The sequence below is a fragment of the Cereibacter changlensis JA139 genome (assembly GCF_003034985.1).
Taxonomy (GTDB): Bacteria; Pseudomonadota; Alphaproteobacteria; order Rhodobacterales; family Rhodobacteraceae; genus Cereibacter; species Cereibacter changlensis.
The window spans coordinates 1-382 of the sequence record NZ_PZKG01000448.1 but is presented as its reverse complement, the minus strand read 5'-3'; the positions used below and the strand labels follow the sequence as shown (position 1 = coordinate 382).

Genomic DNA, 382 nt, shown 5'->3' with positions numbered 1-382 from the left:
CGCCAACCCGGATGGTGACCTCGCCCACCACGAGCTCCACCAAAGGTTCTGGCGAAGTAGTGGGGCAACCTTGGCTCTGCTTGTTCAGGAAGGCCCTGCGCCAGCCAAACAACTGCGGAGGGGAAATTCCCAGACGACGGGCCAGCGCCGAAACATTGATCCCAGGCTCCAGCGCCGCAGTGGCCGCCTGCGCCTTGAACTCATCCGACCACCGGCGGCGCTCGCCAACCGGCGCTCCGTCCAGCCGCCCGACGAACGCTTCGACCAACTGAAAGCTACCAGTCGCAGGTATAGGCGTAGCACTAGTCGTAGACATGGAACCCCGGCGATCAGACCAATGCCGCAACCTATCTCAGACAAGCTACGCCATTAACCCAGGGGG

At 62.8% G+C, this 382-nt stretch carries 1 protein-coding gene; it reads right to left on the bottom strand.

Annotation, left to right across the window (positions count from 1 at the left end; translation table 11 throughout):
* A partial coding sequence (locus tag C5F48_RS24610) for a transposase (RefSeq protein WP_211314716.1) occupies positions 1 to 268 on the bottom strand: 268 nt, incomplete at its 3' end.
* Between the last annotated feature and the right edge of the window lie 114 nt (positions 269 to 382).